The following is a 17,906-nucleotide window of genomic DNA, read 5'->3' on the forward strand; positions in this document are numbered from 1 at the left end:
AGCACCGGTTGTTAGGCAAACAGTCGTCCAGCCTTCACACTATGCTTTTCAGTGCAGTATCCCAATCAGCAGATAACAACTCAACCGTCACCCCCGCGAAAGCGGGGGTCCAGGACTTCTCCATGGGGGCCATTCCGCAGACTTCTGGATCCCCGCTTCCGCGGAGATGACGGCTTTGTTGTCAGCCCGGAACTAAGGTGCAAGCGCAGCTTTACGGGCTCCTTACTAGCCCTCAAAAACACCCGCTGCGCGCGGCCACGACGGCAACCTGGGTGCGGTTGCGCACGCCGAGTTTCTGCATGATGGCGCGCACATGCACCTTCACGGTGCCTTCCAGCACGCCGAGTTCGCGCGCGATTTCCTTGTTGGAGTTGCCGGCGAGGAGGAGCTGGAAGACGTCGCGCTGGCGGTCGGTGAGCTGCCCCAGGATGCTGCCGGTCGGCTGCTCGGCGTCCGCGGCGAGGCCGCCCGTCAGGACGGTGCGCGGCAGGGGCAGGAAGGTCTCGCCCGTCATGGCGAGCGAGATCGCGTGTTCCAGCACCTCGGTCGAGCTGGTCTTCAGGATGTAGCCGCGCGCGCCCTGCTGGAGGCTGTCCACGATGTCCGCGACCTCGTCGGAACCGGAAATGACCAGCAGAGGCACGTCCCCGATCGCCTCCACCATCCGGCGCAGGCCGTCGTCGCCGTCGCGGCTGCCGAGGTTGAAGTCGAACAGGACCATGGTGAGGTCCACCGTCCGCTCGGCCAGGGTGAGGGCGTCCTCCAGCGAGCCCGCCTCCAGCACCTCGGCGCCGGGATGGATCTCCGCGACCGACAGGGCGAAGCCATGCCGGATGAGCGGATGGTCGTCCACCACCAGGAAGGTCTGCGCCTTGCTCCGGACGGACGCCTTGCGGTCCGGAACCTGTTGCCTGCCGCGCGCGTGCAGCCGCACTTCCATCGTATTGCCACCTCGTCATGCCGCCGAACGCCGGTTCGGCCGGTGATCCGGCCCCGGTGGGGACCGGGGGCCGATGCCTCATCAACAATCCAAGCGCCCCCGCAAGTCAAACATTGCCGGTCTCCGGCGAGAACAAACTTGAGGCAAATCTTTTCCGACGCGCGGCTTGCACCGCCCGAGGCCCACCCGTATAAATCATCGATCTTTCGAGCGTAAACACTGTTTTGCATCCAATCTATTCAGTGTTTTCATAAAATTGCCTGAATTGCCTCGCTCACTGACATCCGATGGCCCGTTGCGCCGACCTGTTCGCGGAGAAGTTCCATGTCGACTTGGACTGTAATGCTGATCGATCACGACCGGCTGTTCTCGGCCGCGCTCGGCACGCTCATCGGTAGCGGACCATTTCGTGTGAACCACCACGCCGCGAGCCTGGATGAGGCGCTGGCGGCGATCGACGGCGGGACCGACCCGGACCTGATCGTCCTGGCGCTCCAGGAGGGATCGGCGGAGGAGATGGCGGCGGTCCGCCGCCTGCGCGCGGGCACCGGAGCCCGCATCGCCGTGCTCGCCGACGTCACCGCCGACCAGAGCCTATCCCTGTCGCTTAAGGCGGGCGCCGACGCCTATCTGAACAAGGGCATGTCGAGCGAATCCCTGCTGCGTTCGCTCCAGCTGGTCATGCTGGGCGAGGTGGTCTATCCGACCCATGTGGCGAGCCTGCTGATCGCGTCGGCGAACGAGCGCCCCGCCCCGCCCCGCCCGGCTCCCGCCGCCGGAAACGAGCTGTCCAAGCGCGAGATCCAGATTCTGCGCTGTCTGCTTGCCGGCCAGTCCAACAAGACCATCGCGCGCAACCTGCACATCACCGAATCGACGGTGAAGATGCATTTCAAGAACGTGATGCGGAAGATCCACGCCCAGAACCGCACCCAGGCGGCCGTCTGGGCGATCCAGAACGGCCTGTCGCCGCTGATCAACGCCTGACCAAAAAGAAGGCGCGGAGGGAAGCCCCTCCGCGCCTCGGCTAACCCGGGGGCAATCCCCCTGCCCGGCTGCCTCACTCGGCGGCGCGGCGATGGCCGGAATGCTGCCCCTCGGCGAATTCCTCGATCATCTTCGGGCAGAAGGCCGGCAGGTCCTTCGGGTTTCGCGAGGTGACGAGGCCCTGGTCGGTGACCACCTGCTCGTCCACCCAGTTCGCCCCGGCGTTGGTCAGGTCGGCCTTCAGCGACGGCCAGGAGGTGATGCGCTTGCCGCGCACGCCATCCGCGTCGATCAGCGTCCAGGGGCCGTGGCAGATGGCGGCGATCGGCTTGCCGCTGGTGACGAAATGCCGGATGAAGTCGATGGCCTTCGGCTCCAGCCGGAGCTGGTCCGGGTTCACGACACCGCCCGGCAGCAGCAGCGCGTCGTAGCGGGCGGGGTCGGCCCCGTCCAGCGTCGCGTCCACCGGCACCATGTCGCCCTTGTCGAAATGCTGCCAGCCCTGGATCTGGCCGGGCTTCGGGGCCACGACATGCACGGTGGCACCGGCCTCCTTCAGCGCCTTCACCGGTTCGGTCAGCTCGACCTGCTCGAAACCGTCCGTCGCGACGACGGCGACGGTCTTTCCGTTCAGTTTGCCGTTGGTTGTCTGGGCCATCACGGCACCTCCTCCGTTGTGGGCATTCCCGCCCGCCAACCGGATCCGCGCACCGTGGTTCCTTTTCCCGCCCCGATATCAGCCGTGCATGCGGGACAGGGCGTCGGCCAGCCGGATCGGTTCGGGCAGCCGCCATTTCGGGGTGAAGCGCATGACCAGCTCCACGCTGGTGGCGAGGCTGACGCGGTGGCCGGGGGAGACGAACAGGGGATTGTTGCCGGTGCGGCTGCGCAGGGCGACGCCGATCATTTCGCGCCGGTGCCACAGGGGCGCGCTGGCGCCTTTCTCGTTCCCGAGATCCTCGAAGCGGCCGACCAGCCGCGACTTGGCGACGCCAATGGCCGGCAGGCCGGTCACCACCCCCACATGGCAGGCCAGCCCGAAGCGGCGGGGATGCGCCGTCCCCTGCCCGTCGATGATCAGCAGGTCCGGCGGCTCCGGCAGAAGCCCGATGGCCTCCACCATCGCCGGCGCCTCGCGGAAGGACAGGAAGCCCGGCACATAGGGGAAGACGGTCGGGCGGGACAGCAGGACGCTGCGCGTCAGTTCCAGCGTCTCCGCATCAATCTCCGCGACGGCGGCCCAGGTGACGCCCCCGCTCTCGCTGTAATGACCCTCGCTATGAAGGTCCTCGCTGTAATGCGCGTCCACCGCCGCGATGCGGCGCAGGGGGCCGAACTCGTCGCGTGTGACGACGAGCCCGCGCAGCCGCTCCTGCACGGAGCGCGCCTCGGCCTCGGTGGTCGGCCAGGGGTCCGGCCCCTCGCCGGAAATGGCATCCGGAATGGCGTCCATGCCCGGGAGAACAGCCGTCACTGCCGGACGGACGTCCGGGAAGCGGCCCTACCGCTTCCGGAGGGGCGCTACTCCTCCAGCGGGTGGCAGGGCCGGCAGGTGGTCGGCCAGGGCTCGCCCATGTCCTCCACGAAGCATTGCCAGTTCGCCCCGTCCAGCCGGATGCAGCCGCCGCCCGCGAAATGCAGCGCGACGCCGCCCTCCACCGCCTCCAGCGACAGCAGTTCCAGGATCTGGGTGCGGTCCTTCAGGTTGATGCCGCGCAGCTTCGCCGCCTGGACATTCTCGACCCGCAGCCCGGTGTGGGTGCGCTCGAATGCCAGTATGTCGTCGTCGTCCGCCGTCGGGCCAGGGGGCGGCTGGTCGGCGGTTTCCCACTTGAAGCGGTTGGCGACCAGCACGAACCGCTTCTCGTCGGGCAGATAGCACATGTCCCCGATGGGCACGATGGCGTCCTGAAGGCAGGCGGACACCACCTTCAGGTCGTCGTCGTCCTGGGCGCGCAGGCGAAGCGGCTTGGTCATGATCCTCCTCGGCGTGTCAGGGCCGGGGGGTCAGTCCTCTTCCCCCCGGACGCGTTCGATGTCGGCACCGCAGGCCGCCAGCTTCTCCTCCAGCCTCTCGTAGCCACGGTCGAGGTGGTAGACGCGGTTGACCGTCGTCTCCCCCGACGCGGCGAGGCCGGCGAGCACCAGCGACACCGATGCGCGCAGGTCCGTTGCCATAACGGGCGCGCCGGTCAAACGCTCCACGCCGCGCACCAGGGCCGAGGATCCGTGCACCGTGATCTTGGCGCCCATGCGCATCAGCTCCGGCGCGTGCATGAAGCGGTTCTCGAAGATCGTCTCGGTGATCATCGAGGCGCCGTCGGCGACGCACATCAGCGCCATCATCTGCGCCTGCAGGTCGGTCGGGAAGGCCGGGAAGGGCTCGGTCATCACGTCCACGCCGTGCAGCGCGCCGTTGGCCCGCGAGACGCGCACGCCGTTCTCGATCTCCGTGAAGGCCACGCCCGCCGGCGACAGAGCCGTCACCGCAGCCTTGATCAGATCGAGATTGGTGTTGAGGATGTCAAGCTCGCCGCCGGTGATGGCGGCGGCCATGGCGTAGGTGCCCGTCTCGATCCGGTCGGCCACCACCATGTGCTTGGCCCCGTGCAGCCGGTCCACGCCCTCGATGGTCAGACGGTCGGTGCCGATGCCCGTGATCCTGGCGCCCATCTTCACGAGGCACTCGGCGAGGTCGGTCACCTCCGGCTCGCGCGCGGCGTTGACCAGGACCGTGGTGCCCTTCGCCAGCGTCGCCGCCATAAGAAGATTCTCGGTGGCGCCGACCGACACCTTCGGGAAGATGTATTCGGCACCGCGCAAGCCGCCGGCCGGCGCCTTCGCCTTGATGTAGCCGCTCTCGATCTCGATCTCGGCGCCCATGGCCTGAAGGCCCTTGATGTGCAGGTCCACCGGACGCGCGCCGATGGCGCAGCCGCCGGGCAGCGACACGGTGGCCTCGCCGCAGCGGGCCAGCAGCGGCCCCAGCACCAGCACGCTGGCGCGCATCTTGCGCACCAAGTCATAGGGCGCGGTGGTGTTGGTGATGTCGCGGGCGGTGAACTCGACGACGCGCCGGTCGACGGCGCCGCCGGCACCCTGCATGTGGATCGCGACGCCATGCTGGAGCAGCAGGTTGCACAGCGTGTTGATGTCCGCGAGGATCGGCAGGTTCGTGAGCGTCAGCGTCTCGTCCGTGAGGAGCGCCGCCGTCATCAGCGGCAGGGCCGCGTTCTTGGCGCCGCCCACGGTGATGGAACCACGCAGCGGGTTGCCGCCGCGGATGCGGATCTTGTCCATGAAACCTGTCTTGCCCGATCTGGTGCTGTAGGAGTGCTGAAAAGTAGAAGGCCGGGGCCAGGAGGCCCCGCCGCCTCACAGGCGCGGCAGGGTCACGCCCTTCTGGCCCATGTACTTGCCGGACTTGTCGGCGTAGGAGGTCTCGCAGACGCTGTCCCCCTTGAGGAACAGGAACTGGCAGAGCCCCTCGTTGGCGTAGACCTTCGCCGGCAGCGGCGTGGTGTTGGAGATTTCCAGCGTGACGTGGCCCTCCCACTCCGGCTCGAGCGGGGTGACGTTCACGATCAGGCCGCAACGCGCGTAGGTGCTCTTGCCCAGGCAGATCACCAGCACGTCACGGGGAATGCGGAAATACTCGACCGTCCGGGCCAGCGCGAAGCTGTTCGGCGGGATGATGCAGACGTCGACCTGCCGGTCCACGAAGCTCGTCTCGTCGAAGCTCTTGGGATCGACGATGGCGTTGTCGACGTTCGTGAAGATCTTGAACTCGTCCGCCACGCGCGCGTCGTAGCCGTAGGAGGACAGCCCGTAGGAAATCACCCCCTCCCGCTTCTGCTTCTCGACGAAAGGCTCGATCATGCCTTTGGTCTCGGCCATCTCGCGGATCCAGGTGTCCGGCATGATGCCCATCGCGGGGGTGCTCCTCAAGGATAGGGGTTATTCGAAAGGCGTTGTAGCCGACCATACTGGCCGGCTCAAGGGATGGAAATGAGCCTTTTTCAGGGACTCCGAAGGGAGTCCGGAGGGCGGGGAGCGGGCGGCGCCTCAGCCCCCCTCCCCGTCCTTGGCCTGCTCGCGCTGACGCGCCTGTTCCTTGCGCTTGCGCAGGTTGGCGCGCAACGCAGCGGCAAGCCGGTCCTGCCGTTCCCGGCGCTCGCCGGAGCGGCCCCCGGCACGGTCCTCGGGCGGCCTCGGCCCAACGGGTGTCTTGTCGTCTTCGGTCATCGCGTATCCGGTCATCGGGCCGCCGCGTGAACCGGACGTCTCAGTGGTCGGAGCCGTGCAGGATCTTGTCCTTCAGCCCGGTGTCGTAGGCCATGCCGGCCGCCGTGACCTCGACGCTGTTCGTCTGGCTGCGCAGCATGCCCTTGCGCTCCAGCGCGACCCAGACCGCCTGGTTGTGCAGGCCGGTGGCGTCGGCGGCACTGACGACGTAGCGGCCGAGGTGGAAGTGGTTGCCGTGGGCGTGCGGCAGGCTGGTGACCATAAAGGCGCCCTCCTCGCCCTCGGCCGGCTTGTTCTCGATCCGGGCGATCTCCTGGATGAGGGTCAGCGTCTTCAGCTGGAGCGGGTTCAGGTTGAGCGGGTTCTTCTTCAGCGCCATGATCGTCCACATATTAAGGCGGAAATTCGGTCGCGGCAGTAGATCGGTACGCCCGAGCGCCTGTCAAGGATGCAGCGCCGGAAAGGGCTATGGCGGTACACCTGTCTTTCTGGCGGGACGCCCGTCTTTTGTGTTCTGGCATCCCGCGCCCTGGTCGGGCATAAGACTTCGGTAAGGACTCGGCCCCAGCCCGTTCCTTTCCGGCCCGGCACGTGGTTTCAGGATGGCGGACATGACGATCTTGGTCACCGGCGCGGCCGGCTTCATCGGCTCACACGTAGCGGCAGCCCTGCTGGAGCGCGGCGAGTCCGTCCTCGGGCTGGACAGCCTCGACAGCTATTACTCCGTCGGGCTGAAGCAGGCGCGGCTGGCGCGGCTCCAGGGGAAGTCCGGCTTCCGCTTCGCCAGGATCGATCTGGCCGACCACCGGCTGCTGGAGGCTATGGCGCCGGAGTTCGCCGACGTCACGGGTATCGTCCATCTCGCGGCCCAGGCCGGGGTGCGCTATTCACTGGAAAACCCCTACGCCTACGTGGACGCGAACGTCACCGGCCAGGTGGCGATGCTCGAGGCGGCGCGGCGGATGCCCCGGCTGGAGCACATGGTCTACGCCTCCACCTCCTCGGTCTACGGCGCAAACCGCAAGACCCCCTTCTCGGTCGAGGACCGGGTGGACAGCCCTGTGTCCGTCTACGCCGCCACCAAGAAGGCGGCCGAGGTGATGACCTACGCCTACTGCCACCTTTATAAGATGCCGGCGACGGGGCTGCGCTTCTTCACGGTCTACGGCCCCTGGGGCCGGCCGGACATGGCCTATTACCAGTTCGCCGATTCGATCATGAACGGCCGGCCGATCCGCGTCTTCAACGAGGGCCGGATGCAGCGCGACTTCACCTACATCGACGACATCGTGTCCGGCGTCGTCGCGGCGCTGGACCGTCCGGCGCCGGTGGACGGGAACGGCGCGCCGCATCGGATCTTCAACCTCGGCAACAACCGGTCCGAGGAGCTGATGCGCTACATCGCCCTTATCGAGGAGGCGCTCGGCCGGAAGGCGATCATGCAGTTCGAGCCGATGCAGGCCGGCGACGTGCAGGCCACCAGCGCCGACATCGAGGCGACGCGCCTTGCGCTCGGCTACGAGCCCGCCACCCCGATCGAGGTCGGGCTGCCGCGCTTCGTGGACTGGTACCTCGGCTATCACGGCCACCGCCGGGAGCACGGCGTTGGACATCGTTGAGCGTCTGGCGGCTCTGGCGGGGGCCTTCGGCCTGTGCGGCATCGCCGCCTGGCGCCTGTCGCCCGCCGTGCTGCGCTACCTGACGGAACGCCGGATCCTCGACGTGCCGAACGCGCGGTCGAGCCACCAAAAGGCAACCCCGCGCGGCGGCGGCTGGGCGATCGTGCTGACGGCCCTGCCGGCCCTGGCGCTGATCGGTGCCGCCTATGGCTGGCTCGGGCAGATCCTGCCGGTCCTGACGGGTGCGGCGGCACTTATCGCCGTGTCCTGGGTCGACGACCGCCGCACCCTGTCCGCCCGGCTCCGCTTCGCGGTTCAGGCGGCCTGCGTGGCGCTCGGGCTGCTGGTGCTGCCGGCGGACGCGCTGGTCCTGCAGGGGTTACTCCCCTGGTGGGCTGACCGCGCCCTGACGGCTCTGGCCTGGCTCTGGTTCATCAACCTCTACAATTTCATGGACGGGATCGACGGGCTGGCGGGAAGCGAGACCGTGCTGATCGGCACGGGCATCGCCAGCCTGTCGCTGGCGGTCGGGGCCTTTCCCCCGCTCGGCGTCGCGGGTGCCGCACTGGCCGGGGCGGCGGCCGGCTTCCTGACGCACAACTGGAGCCCCGCCCGCATGTTCATGGGGGACGTCGGCAGCGTCCCGCTCGGCTACCTGCTGGGCTTCCTGCTGATCTCCCTCAGCCTGGAGGGGCACTGGATCGCGGCGCTGATCCTGCCCGCCTATTACCTGACGGACGCGACGGTCACGCTGCTCCGCCGGGCGTTGCGCGGGGAAGAGGTCTGGAAAGCCCATCGCGAACATTTCTACCAGCGGGCCGCGGACGGCATCAAACGGCACGACCGGGTCGTGCTGACCATTATCGCCTACAGCCTCGGCCTCGTCGCGGCGGCGGTCCTGTCACCGTCGGCGGGTCCCTGGACGCTCCTCGCCGCCGCCCTTCTGGTGGCCGCCCTGATCGCCAGCCTGCGCCGCATGGCCGGCCTCAAGACGCTGACAAGCACGCAGACATGACGCCACCGAACGGCCCGACGCCCTCCCTCGACATCTCCATCGTCCTCTTCCGGCCCGACGCGGAGCTGTTCCGCGCATCGCTCGACAGCGTCGCCGCCGCGGCGCGGCTGCTGTACGAGCGGGCTGGCACCGCCTGCCGCCTGTGGATCGTCGACAACGACCGGGAGCCGCTCCAGCCCGCGGTACGCGCCGCCATCGAGTCGCTGGGCGACGGCGGCCCGCTGTCGGTGGAGATGATCGCCGGGCATGGGAATGTCGGTTACGGCGCCGGCCACAACCTCGCCATCCGGCGCGGCGCCTCCGACCTCCATCTGGTCCTGAACTACGACGTCGTCCTCGACCGCGACGCGCTCGTCGCGGCCCTCGGCTTCATGGAGGCAAACCCCTCCACCATCCTGCTGACGCCGAAGGTCTTCGACGGAACGGGCGAGCAGCAGTTCATCTGCAAGCGCATGCCGTCGGTTCTGAACCTCGGCCTGCGCGCGGCGATGCCGGTGGCGGTGAGGCGCCTGTTCCGGCGCTATCTGGACCATTACGAGATGCGCGACCTCACCCGCGACAGCGTCGTCGGCGGGCTGGAGCATGTGGGCGGTGCCTTCATGCTGTTCCGCCGCGACGCGCTGGTCCGGCTCGGCGGCTTCGACGAAGGCTTCTTCCTCTATTTCGAGGATTTCGACCTGTCCCGCCGCGCCGCCCGGCTGGGCGACGTCACCTATGTGCCGGCCGTGCGGCTCGTTCATTTCGGCGGCAACGCAGCGCGCAAGGGCGCCACCCACATCCGGCTCTTCGCACAGTCGGCCTTCCGCTTCTTCCACAAGCACGGCTGGAAGCTGTACTGAGCGGCCCTCCGCCGGGACCGGTCAGCCCCGGCGCAACACGGCCAAGGGGTTCCAGGTGAGCACGCGGGCCACGGCACCCAGCGACGCCCGGCGCGCGCGCTGGACCTTGCGCCGCTTGGCCAGCACCCCGCCAAGCCCACGCAGGGCGTCGCGGATGCCGCGCCCTGCCGCCCGCGCCTCCTCGCCGCGCCACCGCAGCGCGAACATGACCGCCAGCGCCGCCGCGTGGCCGCACAGGGCCAGCGGCAGCAGGGCGGACGGCACGTTCTTGACCAGCGTCCAGATCTGGTTCCGGATGCCGTGATACAGGGCGAAGGTGCCGTACTGGCTGGACACGCCGCTGCTGACATGGTGGACGACGGCCTCGCCGACCTGGAGCGCCATGCCGCCGGCCAGCCGGATGCGGAAGCCGAGGTCCACGTCCTCGCAGTAGCAGAAGAAATCCTTGTCGAAACCCTGGGCGGCCTCGAAGGCGTCGCGCCGGTACATGGCCGCCGCGGCGCAGGGCGAGAACACCTCGCCCGATCTGTAGGGCGGCACGGCGCGGGTCCGGTATCCGATCCGGCGCGCGACCCCGAAGACCGAATAGAGGTCGCCCGCCCCGTCCAGCAGGCCGGGATCATGCTCGAACAGCTGCGTGGATCCGAACATCGCCGCTTCCGGGTGGCGGCGCGCCGCCTCATAGAGGCGGGCGAGCCAGTCCGGGTCCGGAAAGGCATCCGGGTTGAGCGTGACGATCCACTCCGTCCGGGCTCCCCTGGCACCGAGGTTGTTGGCGGCGGCAAAGCCCAGGTTACGGTCCAGCCGGATCAGCGTGAATCGCGAATCGTCGGGCATGGCGATCTCCGCCGCATCCGCCGAGGCGTTGTCGACGAGGACGAGTTCGAAATCCTGTTCGGTCTGCGCCAGGAGGCAGCCGAACAGCCGGTTCACAAAGCTCGCGCAATTGTAGCTGACCACAACAATGCGCCCGTATCTCGGGGATACTCCGGCGGGCTCTGTCATTTTTCGATGGCTGTGCTTATCTGAAGGGCGCGAACGGATCTGGACTTTACCTCGGCTGCGGATTTGTGCAAGACACGGCCCCGTGCCCAAATCATGTCACCGGTGTCCCGACGTCCCCCGGCAAGAATCCCGATCCGGCAAGACACCCCGCGAGCCCGGTGCCGGCACCCGGCGCGACGGGTCCCGGCACCGGGCACCGCATTCCAGACAGCGTGAACCCACAGAAATGACCACCAGCATTCCGAACGCGGACCGCGTGCCATGCGCATTCTCGTAACCGGCGCCAGCGGCTTCGTCGGCCGGCACACCGTTCCCCATCTGGCTGGGCTCGGCCACCATGTCCGCGCAGCGCTGCGCCGGCCCGAGGCCGCCTTCCCCGAGGAGGTGGCGGAGACCGTCATCGTCCCCGAGGTCGGCCCCGACACGGACTGGAGCGCCGCGCTCGACGGGATCGAGGCGGTCGTCCATCTCGCCGCACGGGTCCATGTGATGAAGGACACGGCGCCCGACCCCCTGGCCGCGTTCCGCCGCGTCAACACGGAAGGCACCCGCAGGCTCGCCGAGGCCGCCGCCGCCGGGGGCGTCAAGCGGTTGGTCCATCTCAGCAGCGTCAAGGCGCTGGCCGACGAGGGGCGGGATGAACCGCTGGACGAGGCGACCACGCCCGACCCGCACAGCCCCTATGGCCTGTCCAAGCTGGAGGCCGAGCGCGCCCTGACCGAGATCGCCACCCGCTCCGGGCTGGAGGTCGCGGTGATCCGGCCGCCGCTGGTCTACGGTCCGGGCGTCGGCGGCAACTTCCTCACCCTGCTGAAGGCGGTGTCGGCGGGCCTGCCGCTGCCGCTGGGCGCGCTGGAGAACCGGCGCAGCCTGATCTACGCCGGCAACCTCGCCGACGCCATCGCCACCTGCCTGACCCACCCGCAGGCGGCCGGCGGGCGCTTCCTGGTCCATGACGGCCGCCCCTACTCCACGGCGGAACTGGTCCGCGCCCTGGGCGAGGCGCTCGGGCGGCCTGCACGCCTGCTCAAGGCGCCGCCGTCGCTCCTGAAGCTGGGCGCGAGGATGACCGGGCGCACGGCCATGTTCGACCGCGTCGCCGGCTCACTGACAGTCGAGGACGGCGCGATCCGCCGCGCGCTCGGCTGGAGTCCTCCTTTTGATCCAGCCATCGGCTTGCGCGCAACGGCCGGATGGTTCAAAGCTTCCGGCTGCTGATCGAACGATGGCTTAAGGCACGCGGCATGTTCCTCCCGTCCACCCGAGCGCTCCTCGCCTACCTGCACGATGTCGTGATGACCGGCATCGCTTTCGCGCTGGCGCTCTATCTGCGCGTCGGCGGGCAGGCGTTCGGCTATTACATGGACGCGCTGGTGCTGGCGCTGCCGATCATGATGGTGGTCGCCGCCATCACGTTCCGGCTGTTCGGCCTGTATCGCGGCATCTGGCGCTACGCCTCCCTGCCCGACCTCCTGCAGCTCGCGCGGGCGGTGTCGGTCGCCGTTCTGGCCTTCATCCTCATCATGTTCCTGCTGACGCGGCTGGAAGCCCTTCCACGCTCCCTGCCGCTGATCCTGTGGTTCGTGCAACTCGTGCTGCTCGGCGCACCGCGCTTCGCCTACCGCCTCCTCAAGCACCGCTACCTGCGGCGGTCGGCCATGGACGAGCTGGGGACGCCCCGCATCCCCGTCCTCCTGCTCGGCGTCGGCGACGCGGCGGAGGCCTTCATCCGTTCGCTCGACCACAACGGCCAGGGCAGCTACCGGGTGGTCGGGCTTCTCGACGAGAAGGGCCGCCGCGTCGGCCACGAGGTGCGCGGCATCCCGGTGCTCGGCGGCCCCAACGACCTCGCCCGCGTGGTGGAGGAGCTGGAGGGGCGCGGCGACCGGCCGCAGCGGCTGATCGTCACCAAGGGCCGCACCGAGATCCCCAGCGCCTTGCTGCGTACGCTGCTCGACCAGGGGGAGTCCCTCGGCCTGACCCTGTCCCGCCTGCCCAGCCTGACCGAGTTCAAGTCGGCGCTGGACGAGGGCAAGATCGAGGTGCGCCCCATCGCGCTGGAGGATCTCCTGGGGCGGCCCCAGGCCGTGCTCGACCGCGGCGCCATCGAAGGCATGGTCGGCGGGCGCCGCGTCCTGGTCACCGGAGCCGGCGGCACCATCGGCAGCGAATTGGTGCGCCAGATCGCCGCCCTGAACCCGGCGTCGCTGGTGCTCGTCGATGCTGGCGAGTTCAACCTTTATTCGATCGACCTGGAGATCCGGGAAAGCTTCCCCGGGATGGAGCTGCACGCCGTCCTCGCCGACGTGCGCGAGCGCGACCGGGTGTTCCGCCTGTTCCAGGACCACCGGCCGGACCTGGTCTTCCACGCCGCGGCACTGAAGCATGTGCCGCTGGTCGAGGCGAACCCCACCGAGGGCGCCCTGACCAATGTCGCCGGCACGCGCAACGTCGCGGATGCCGCCCGCGCCTCGGGCTGCCTCGCCATGGTGCTGATCTCGACCGACAAGGCGATCCGCCCGACCAGCGTCATGGGCGCCACGAAGCGTTTCGCCGAGTCCTATTGCCAGGCGCTCGACCTGCTGCCGCCGCGCGACGGGACGGAGACGGCGACGCGCTACATGACCGTTCGCTTCGGCAACGTGCTGGGCTCGTCGGGGTCCGTGGTGCCGCTCTTCACGCGCCAGCTCGCCCAGGGCGGGCCGCTGACGGTCACCCATCCGGACATGCGCCGCTACTTCATGACCGTGCGCGAGGCGGTGGAACTCGTGCTTCAGGCCTCGGCGCATGGTGCGGCGCGCGGGGAGGACCGCGGCAAGGTCCTGGTGCTCGACATGGGCGAGCCGGTGAAGATCGTCGATCTTGCCCGCCAGATGATCCATCTCGCCGGATACCGGCCGGGCGTGGACGTGCAGATCGAGTACACCGGACTACGCCCGGGCGAGAAGCTGTTCGAGGAAATCCTGACTGCCGCGGAAACCCCCTCCCGGACGGAGGCCGACGGCGTCTTCCTGGCCTCGCCACGCGTCATCGACTACGCCCTGGTGAACCGCGCGCTGAACGAGCTGGAAACGGCTGCCCGAGCCGGCGACACGGAACGCGTCCTGACCATCCTGTCGAACATCGTGCCGGACTTCCGGTCGGAAGCGGTGCTGCCGCAGGCCGGGCTTCAGGTGTAGGAAATCAGGAACGAGCGGGCTTGCATCGGGGAAAAGCCTGTGGCATAACCCGCGCCACTTCGGAGGGCGGCCGGCACGGACGGCGGCCCGACGAGGACAGGCCGGCGAAAAGGCGGGCAAGGCTGTTGACATCGGCCCTGCCCCATAGTAAATCGCGGGTCCCGGCGCTGCCGTAGCTCAGTGGTAGAGCACTCCCTTGGTAAGGGAGAGGTCGAGAGTTCAATCCTCTCTGGCAGCACCATCTTCCCCATCTTTGAAATCAGCTTCGGCACAGCACCCGTGGACGGATTGCCGACGCGATTACGCTTCGCGCGGCCGACCTTATTCTTGTGCCCCGTCGAGCCGGCAGGCTTTGAAAACAGCGGATGCGGGTTTTGAAAACCCAGCTGTTTCCGCCGTCACTCCCCCGATCCCGCTTATTCACCTTAAACCAGTTCCGGATTCTCCGCCCGCGCTCCGCATCCCAAAATCGGTTCGAGCAGACGAGGCAGTTCCGTGGCCTGCGTGCCGGGATGCCGTTCCAGGTAGATTTTTTCAGCGATGAAACGGACCTCACCGTCGGTCGCGCCGACAAGGCGGGCCAGATTCACGGCTTGGCGAACGACATCATAATCCATGGTGCCTGCGTCAGAGATCGCGGGGGCCGCCGGTTTCCCGTGCCCGACCGCGTTTGTTACAATGCTGTATTAATGTGTACCAAATGCCAAACGCCTTCGCCAACCCGCCATGCTGGAGTATGCGCAAAGGCAGAGGCGGCCGGAGTTCCAGCCCGGCGGCCTCCCCTTCCACAGCCGGCTGTCGATCAAGGCACGTCCTGAACCCGGTTCAGGTCCTCGGTCAGGGTGCTGAGGCGCCGGACCAGGCTGGCTTCGTCCTTCGGCTCGATCTGACCCTTGCGCTGGGCAAGATGCAGGGCGGCCTGGGCCTCTTCCAGGCAGTCGAGCGTGTGGCGGACATAATCGTGCTGAGCCATGTTCCGGAGTCCCCCTTGCTGATCATCCTGGGGTTGCCAACAGGGCCGCGGCGAAGGACGTTCCCTGGCCGAATCGAATCGCGGATCACGGCACTTTCCCCCTTCCGGCAGGGCTGCTCGGGAAAAAGCGGGTCTTGTACCGGAAAAACGCGGCGAAAGCGGGGTGGATTACGCGCCCAAGAGGTACCCCTCTCAGCCCTTTTCCTGCTGACGCTCCCGGCGCTTCGCTTGTTGTCGGGGGTGTTGCAGTGAGGGGAGGAGCCATGGAACCCATGGACACTGGCGCGCGGGCGCAGTTCACGCGTGAGGACATCAGGAAGAAGGTCATCACGCTGCGGCGCCTCAGGGAGGAGAGACTTCTGATACGGCCGCAATCGGCGCCGCATCTCCGGCGGCTGCTCGACGAACGCATCGAGACCGTCACGCGGGAACTGGCGAACGCGCTGCCGAACGCCTCAGCCGCGGCTCCCGGTTCCGCCCCTCCGATACCGCTGCCGTCCTCCGAGAAACGGCGTCGGCTGGAGGCGCGGGCAGTCGAACGGCCCTCCTGACCGGCATCGCCGCCCTTTTCCGGAAGGCCCCCTACGCGGGAGAGCCGGTACCGGCCGAGCCCGGGCGCCCTGCCCCATGAGGAACGGGGCGCCCGGCCGGCTTATCAAGGACGGCTCAGCCTTTCGGCAGTGGCTCCAGCGCCGCCATCGCGTGCTTCTTGCGATCCGCGTAGAGCGCGCCGAGTTCGGTCGAGCGCTTGTCGTCGAGCGCCTTCTCGGCGTCCTCGAACATCTCCTCCTCCTCCTCGTCGAGGTGGTGGCGGACCAGTTCGCCCAGCACCTGGAGCTTCGCCTTCCAGGCGATGCCTTCGGCCGGCATCGCGTTCAGCTCGTCCAGGAGCGTGTTGATCATGTGATGCTCGTTCAGCCCTTCGACCGTCTCCATCTTCGCCGTCTTGGCCTGCGCCAGCGCCGCGTAGAAGATGGTCTCCTCGGCCTTGGCGTGGGCCCACAACTCGCGCTGCAATTCCTCGAAGACCTCCTTGCCCTCCGCCTCTTCCGCCTTGTCGAGGAGGCTGCGCAGGGTGTCGTGGTCCTTCTTGATGCGCTCGAGAATGTTCATGCGGATCGTCCTGATTGTTCCGGGGCTGCGTGAACAACCCCGCTCAAGCTTGGCTGTTCCCTGACCCCGACGCAGGCCAGCCCCTGTATCGAGCAAGGTGGCATTGGGGAGCCGGCCGGCAATCGGCCAGGACGGATAGGCCATCGGCCCAATCCCGCGCACTCCCCCACGCCCTTCCTCCAGGCTTGCGGGCATCGCGGGCAACGGCGCGGCGGCGGGGCTGTTGCCATGGGCGCATGCCACCGCAGCCCCTGGCGGAGTGCCGCCGGGAAGGAGAGGAGAAGACCATGAGCGTCCGTCTGAAACCCATCGATGAGCAGGTGATCGTCATCACCGGCGCCACGAGCGGCATCGGCCTCGTGACGGCCCGCATGGCGGCGGAGCGCGGCGCCCGCGTCGTGCTCGCCGCGCGCGACCGGGAGGCGCTGGCCCAGGTCGCCGACGAGATCCGCCGCAATGGCGGCCAGGCCGTCCATTGCGTCGCCGACGTCGCGGACGAGATAGAGATGCGCCAGGTCGCGGCGACCGCGCTGCGCGCCTATGACGGCTTCGACAGCTGGGTGAACAACGCCGGCGTCTCGATCTACGGCCGCATCGCCGATGTCCCCATGGAGGATCACCGGCGGCTGTTCGAGACGAACTACTGGGGCGTGGTGATCGGGTCGCGCATCGCCATGCAGCATCTCCGCCGCGATGGCGGGTCCATCGTCAATGTCGGAAGCACCCTGTCCGACCGGGCCATCCCCTTGCAGGGTCCCTACTGCGCCACCAAGCACGCGGTGAAGGCCTTCACCGACAGCTTGCGCATGGAGCTGGAGGCCGAAGGGGCGCCGGTGTCGGTCACGCTGATCAAGCCGGCGGCCATCGACACCATGTACGAGGCGCACGCGAAGAACTTCCTGGACACCGAACCGTCCAACCCGCCGCCCGTCTACGCGCCCGAACTGGTGGCCGAGGGCATCCTGCACGCGGTGGAGACGCCGGTGCGCGACCTCTACATCGGCGGGGCCGCCAAGATGTTCTCGCTGGCCGAGACCTTCGCCCCGCGGCTGACCGACTATGTGATGGAGCGGCAGCTCACCCGCATGCAGCGCTCCGGCGGGATGAAGCGGCCGCGCAACGACGCCCTGCACGCGCCGGGCGAGGACGGGATCGACCGCGCGCGGCGGCACGGCTTCGTCCGCGAGACGAGCCTCTACACCGCCGCCCAGATGCACCCCTGGGTCAGCGCGGCGCTGGTCGCCGGCTTCGGCATCCTGGCCGGCGCCGCCGTCAGACGGGGCTGGACGCGCCAGGACGGAACGGCGGCCCGCGATGGCCAGCACGCAGGCCGCCATGCCGACCTGCCGGGCCGCCACCGCACGCTCGGCCACAACGCCAAGCCCGCCCATGTCGCCACCGAGGAGCGTGAGGTCGTCTTCCGAGACTGACGGCTTCCGGCCGGCGGGTTCCGGTCACGCGCCGGGCGCGCGCCCGATGGCGGCCCATCCGGCCGGGGCGAGGCGCAGCAGTTCCGGCCCGGTTCCCGCCGGGTTCGGCTCCAGCACCACCAGTTCGCGGTCCTCCAGCCAGGCCCAGCGGCGGACCTCCGCCGTCGTCGCGGCCCAGCCATCGGCGATCTTGCCGAGGGTGTCCAGGTCGGCCGAGGGGATGGGGAAGCGCGGCTTCGCCCCGGCCGGCCTCGCCGCCTCCCTGGCCGGCGGCGCGTCGCCGCCCGCGCGGGCGCGTATCCACTCCGTCTGGTAGGCCCGCAACGCCTGTTCCAGTTCGGTCAGGGCGGGCTCCGTCGGGCAGCCGAGGAAACCCTCCAGCAGCGCGCGCAAGGCCTGCTTGGGATCGGGCGTCTGGCTCATGGGCGGGTTCTCCTTCTTGCGGGATCGTACGGTTCCGTGGCCGCCTCGGTAGCGCGTTTGCGCCGGGGACGGCAAGTCCCGGCCTTGACACACCCCCGCCGCCGGCCCTACCGCTAGGACAGCCATTACCCAGTCGCA

The 17,906-nt window shown here is 68.5% G+C and carries 21 protein-coding genes and 1 tRNA gene; 9 read left to right on the forward strand and 13 right to left on the reverse strand.

The annotated features are described in order from the left end of the window. Nucleotides 1-232 precede the first annotated feature (232 nt). Nucleotides 233-940, reverse strand: a complete 708-nt coding sequence (locus JUB11_RS07475; RefSeq protein WP_207457894.1) for a response regulator transcription factor — start codon at nt 938-940, stop codon at nt 233-235. 324 nt (nt 941-1,264) lie between these two features. Between JUB11_RS07475 and JUB11_RS07480 the strand changes: the two genes are divergently transcribed. Continuing rightward, nucleotides 1,265-1,927 (forward strand): response regulator transcription factor, encoded by a 663-nt coding sequence (locus tag JUB11_RS07480; RefSeq protein WP_207457895.1) that lies wholly within the window; start codon nt 1,265-1,267, stop codon nt 1,925-1,927. Between the two features lie 73 nt (nt 1,928-2,000). Here the strand turns inward: JUB11_RS07480 and JUB11_RS07485 are convergent, their stop codons facing one another. The 7 genes from JUB11_RS07485 to JUB11_RS07515 form a co-directional block, all read right to left on the reverse strand. After that, nucleotides 2,001-2,585: a type 1 glutamine amidotransferase domain-containing protein gene (locus JUB11_RS07485; RefSeq protein WP_207457896.1), complete on the reverse strand. Its 585-nt coding sequence runs from the start codon at nt 2,583-2,585 to the stop codon at nt 2,001-2,003. 78 nt (nt 2,586-2,663) lie between these two features. Continuing rightward, nucleotides 2,664-3,401: a deoxyribonuclease V gene (gene nfi / locus JUB11_RS07490; RefSeq protein ID WP_207457897.1), complete on the reverse strand. Its 738-nt coding sequence runs from the start codon at nt 3,399-3,401 to the stop codon at nt 2,664-2,666. A 47-nt stretch (nt 3,402-3,448) separates the two neighbouring features. Further along, complete coding sequence (locus JUB11_RS07495; protein ID WP_207457898.1) at nt 3,449-3,904, reverse strand: DUF2948 family protein; 456 nt, start codon at nt 3,902-3,904, stop codon at nt 3,449-3,451. Between the two features lie 30 nt (nt 3,905-3,934). Then, a complete protein-coding gene (gene murA, locus JUB11_RS07500; RefSeq protein ID WP_207457899.1) occupies nt 3,935-5,227 on the reverse strand; it encodes a UDP-N-acetylglucosamine 1-carboxyvinyltransferase in 1,293 nt (430 codons plus the stop codon). A gap of 75 nt (nt 5,228-5,302) precedes the next feature. Further along, nucleotides 5,303-5,857: a dCTP deaminase gene (dcd, locus tag JUB11_RS07505; protein ID WP_207457900.1), complete on the reverse strand. Its 555-nt coding sequence runs from the start codon at nt 5,855-5,857 to the stop codon at nt 5,303-5,305. A gap of 135 nt (nt 5,858-5,992) precedes the next feature. After that, nucleotides 5,993-6,172 (reverse strand): hypothetical protein, encoded by a 180-nt coding sequence (locus JUB11_RS07510; RefSeq protein ID WP_207457901.1) that lies wholly within the window; start codon nt 6,170-6,172, stop codon nt 5,993-5,995. Between the two features lie 40 nt (nt 6,173-6,212). Continuing rightward, nucleotides 6,213-6,551, reverse strand: a complete 339-nt coding sequence (locus JUB11_RS07515) for a hypothetical protein (protein ID WP_207457902.1) — start codon at nt 6,549-6,551, stop codon at nt 6,213-6,215. A gap of 232 nt (nt 6,552-6,783) precedes the next feature. On the opposite strand from JUB11_RS07515, the gene JUB11_RS07520 reads away from it, so the two are divergent. From JUB11_RS07520 to JUB11_RS07530, 3 genes are read left to right on the forward strand one after another with little or no spacing between them, the layout of a single operon-like run. Beyond that, nucleotides 6,784-7,791, forward strand: coding sequence for an NAD-dependent epimerase/dehydratase family protein (locus JUB11_RS07520; protein ID WP_207457903.1), 1,008 nt, complete (start codon nt 6,784-6,786; stop codon nt 7,789-7,791). Continuing rightward, the gene (locus JUB11_RS07525) at nt 7,778-8,806 is read left to right on the forward strand and encodes a glycosyltransferase family 4 protein (RefSeq protein WP_207457904.1); all 1,029 of its coding nucleotides are present in this window, start codon (nt 7,778-7,780) and stop codon (nt 8,804-8,806) included. Before JUB11_RS07520 ends, JUB11_RS07525 begins: the two co-directional genes overlap by 14 nt. Then, nucleotides 8,803-9,645, forward strand: coding sequence for a glycosyltransferase (locus JUB11_RS07530; RefSeq protein ID WP_207457905.1), 843 nt, complete (start codon nt 8,803-8,805; stop codon nt 9,643-9,645). The genes JUB11_RS07525 and JUB11_RS07530 overlap by 4 nt, the downstream gene beginning before the upstream one ends. 21 nt (nt 9,646-9,666) lie before the next feature. On the opposite strand, the gene JUB11_RS07535 is transcribed toward JUB11_RS07530, so the two are convergent. Then, on the reverse strand, nt 9,667-10,605 hold the full coding sequence (locus JUB11_RS07535; RefSeq protein WP_348771381.1) for a glycosyltransferase family 2 protein: 939 nt from the start codon (nt 10,603-10,605) through the stop codon (nt 9,667-9,669). A 306-nt stretch (nt 10,606-10,911) separates the two neighbouring features. Here JUB11_RS07535 and JUB11_RS07540 point away from each other — a divergent pair, with 306 nt between their 5' ends. From JUB11_RS07540 to JUB11_RS07550, 3 genes are all read left to right on the forward strand, one after another. After that, complete coding sequence (locus JUB11_RS07540) at nt 10,912-11,868, forward strand: SDR family oxidoreductase (protein ID WP_207457907.1); 957 nt, start codon at nt 10,912-10,914, stop codon at nt 11,866-11,868. A gap of 26 nt (nt 11,869-11,894) precedes the next feature. Continuing rightward, the gene (locus JUB11_RS07545; protein WP_207457908.1) at nt 11,895-13,829 is read left to right on the forward strand and encodes a nucleoside-diphosphate sugar epimerase/dehydratase; all 1,935 of its coding nucleotides are present in this window, start codon (nt 11,895-11,897) and stop codon (nt 13,827-13,829) included. Between the two features lie 166 nt (nt 13,830-13,995). Continuing rightward, nucleotides 13,996-14,070 (forward strand) — tRNA-Thr (locus tag JUB11_RS07550). A gap of 184 nt (nt 14,071-14,254) precedes the next feature. Here the strand turns inward: JUB11_RS07550 and JUB11_RS07555 are convergent. Then, the gene (locus JUB11_RS07555) at nt 14,255-14,446 is read right to left on the reverse strand and encodes a hypothetical protein (RefSeq protein ID WP_207457909.1); all 192 of its coding nucleotides are present in this window, start codon (nt 14,444-14,446) and stop codon (nt 14,255-14,257) included. A gap of 185 nt (nt 14,447-14,631) precedes the next feature. Continuing rightward, nucleotides 14,632-14,802, reverse strand: coding sequence for a hypothetical protein (locus JUB11_RS07560; protein WP_207457910.1), 171 nt, complete (start codon nt 14,800-14,802; stop codon nt 14,632-14,634). 263 nt (nt 14,803-15,065) lie between these two features. On the opposite strand from JUB11_RS07560, the gene JUB11_RS07565 reads away from it, so the two are divergent. Then, entirely contained in the window at nt 15,066-15,353 is a 288-nt protein-coding gene (locus tag JUB11_RS07565) for a hypothetical protein (RefSeq protein ID WP_207457911.1), read from the forward strand. A gap of 115 nt (nt 15,354-15,468) precedes the next feature. Here JUB11_RS07565 and JUB11_RS07570 read toward each other — a convergent pair whose 3' ends face one another. After that, a complete protein-coding gene (locus JUB11_RS07570) occupies nt 15,469-15,915 on the reverse strand; it encodes a hemerythrin domain-containing protein (protein ID WP_207457912.1) in 447 nt (148 codons plus the stop codon). Nucleotides 15,916-16,202: 287 nt separating this feature from the next. Between JUB11_RS07570 and JUB11_RS07575 the strand changes: the two genes are divergently transcribed. After that, nucleotides 16,203-17,345 (forward strand): SDR family oxidoreductase, encoded by a 1,143-nt coding sequence (locus JUB11_RS07575; protein ID WP_207457913.1) that lies wholly within the window; start codon nt 16,203-16,205, stop codon nt 17,343-17,345. A 24-nt stretch (nt 17,346-17,369) separates the two neighbouring features. Here JUB11_RS07575 and JUB11_RS07580 read toward each other — a convergent pair whose 3' ends face one another. Further along, nucleotides 17,370-17,768, reverse strand: coding sequence for a hypothetical protein (locus JUB11_RS07580; RefSeq protein ID WP_207457914.1), 399 nt, complete (start codon nt 17,766-17,768; stop codon nt 17,370-17,372). Nucleotides 17,769-17,906 lie beyond the last annotated feature (138 nt).

The organism is Azospirillum sp. SYSU D00513, assembly GCF_017356015.1.
Classification (GTDB): Bacteria; Pseudomonadota; Alphaproteobacteria; order Azospirillales; family Azospirillaceae; genus Azospirillum.

Excerpts from the sequence above, each read along its gene's own strand:
- JUB11_RS07540 (WP_207457907.1), top strand. The coding sequence starts at position 10,912 with ATGCGCATTCTCGTAACCGGCGCCAGCGGCTTCGTCGGCCGGCACACC.
- JUB11_RS07495 (WP_207457898.1), bottom strand. The coding sequence starts at position 3,904 with ATGACCAAGCCGCTTCGCCTGCGCGCCCAGGACGACGACGACCTGAAG.
- JUB11_RS07555 (WP_207457909.1), bottom strand. The coding sequence starts at position 14,446 with ATGGATTATGATGTCGTTCGCCAAGCCGTGAATCTGGCCCGCCTTGTC.
- JUB11_RS07520 (WP_207457903.1), top strand. The coding sequence starts at position 6,784 with ATGACGATCTTGGTCACCGGCGCGGCCGGCTTCATCGGCTCACACGTA.
- murA (WP_207457899.1), bottom strand. The coding sequence starts at position 5,227 with ATGGACAAGATCCGCATCCGCGGCGGCAACCCGCTGCGTGGTTCCATC.
- JUB11_RS07545 (WP_207457908.1), top strand. The coding sequence starts at position 11,895 with ATGTTCCTCCCGTCCACCCGAGCGCTCCTCGCCTACCTGCACGATGTC.
- JUB11_RS07560 (WP_207457910.1), bottom strand. The coding sequence starts at position 14,802 with ATGGCTCAGCACGATTATGTCCGCCACACGCTCGACTGCCTGGAAGAG.
- JUB11_RS07530 (WP_207457905.1), top strand. The coding sequence starts at position 8,803 with ATGACGCCACCGAACGGCCCGACGCCCTCCCTCGACATCTCCATCGTC.
- JUB11_RS07510 (WP_207457901.1), bottom strand. The coding sequence starts at position 6,172 with ATGACCGAAGACGACAAGACACCCGTTGGGCCGAGGCCGCCCGAGGAC.
- JUB11_RS07580 (WP_207457914.1), bottom strand. The coding sequence starts at position 17,768 with ATGAGCCAGACGCCCGATCCCAAGCAGGCCTTGCGCGCGCTGCTGGAG.
- JUB11_RS07515 (WP_207457902.1), bottom strand. The coding sequence starts at position 6,551 with ATGGCGCTGAAGAAGAACCCGCTCAACCTGAACCCGCTCCAGCTGAAG.
- dcd (WP_207457900.1), bottom strand. The coding sequence starts at position 5,857 with ATGGGCATCATGCCGGACACCTGGATCCGCGAGATGGCCGAGACCAAA.
- JUB11_RS07480 (WP_207457895.1), top strand. The coding sequence starts at position 1,265 with ATGTCGACTTGGACTGTAATGCTGATCGATCACGACCGGCTGTTCTCG.
- JUB11_RS07475 (WP_207457894.1), bottom strand. The coding sequence starts at position 940 with ATGGAAGTGCGGCTGCACGCGCGCGGCAGGCAACAGGTTCCGGACCGC.
- JUB11_RS07485 (WP_207457896.1), bottom strand. The coding sequence starts at position 2,585 with ATGGCCCAGACAACCAACGGCAAACTGAACGGAAAGACCGTCGCCGTC.
- JUB11_RS07565 (WP_207457911.1), top strand. The coding sequence starts at position 15,066 with ATGGAACCCATGGACACTGGCGCGCGGGCGCAGTTCACGCGTGAGGAC.
- JUB11_RS07570 (WP_207457912.1), bottom strand. The coding sequence starts at position 15,915 with ATGAACATTCTCGAGCGCATCAAGAAGGACCACGACACCCTGCGCAGC.
- JUB11_RS07575 (WP_207457913.1), top strand. The coding sequence starts at position 16,203 with ATGAGCGTCCGTCTGAAACCCATCGATGAGCAGGTGATCGTCATCACC.